Source organism: Microbacterium sp. P26 (genome assembly GCF_023712585.1).
Classification (GTDB): Bacteria; Actinomycetota; Actinomycetes; order Actinomycetales; family Microbacteriaceae; genus Microbacterium; species Microbacterium algihabitans_A.
In genome coordinates, this window is sequence record NZ_JAMAXZ010000020.1 from 1 (window position 1) to 474 (window position 474).

Sequence of the window (474 nt, forward strand, 5' to 3'; positions counted from 1 at the left end):
GGTTTGGGAACAAGGGAAAAGCAGTTAGCCGAGGGTTTTAAACGCTTTCAGCCGCTGCAGATGCGGCGAGATATTTTTAAACTTATGGGTCTGCTCTTCATCCCAGATAATTTCATAATAGTGGTGCAGGAGATCGGCGGAACGCTGGCTGTCCAACGCCTCGTCCTGGCGGGAAAGCACCACCAGGCAGCGATCGCGGTTCTTCTCGCGGAAGTTGGTCACGCACTTGGTGGCGATGTCAGCATACTCTTCCGGTCGGTCGATTTTGCCTTCCATGTTCTCATGCGGAAACAGGTTTGGATTGAACACCGCCTGGCGGATATCGCACAGAAAACCAATCCGCTCCGCCCAGTAGCCGCCAAGGCCGACGCCGCAGATCAGCGGCCGGTCATCGGCAGTGAGCTGCAGCATTTTATCGACCTCTTTCAGCAAATGCTGCATATCGTGCTTGGGATGCCGCGTGCTGTAGCTAAT

General features: G+C 54.6%; 1 protein-coding gene. It reads right to left on the reverse strand.

The annotated features are described in order from the left end of the window. Positions 1–24 precede the first annotated feature (24 nt). On the reverse strand, positions 25–474 hold a 450-nt coding region (gene ycfP / locus M3667_RS17170; RefSeq protein ID WP_251509621.1), incomplete at its 5' end, for an alpha/beta hydrolase YcfP.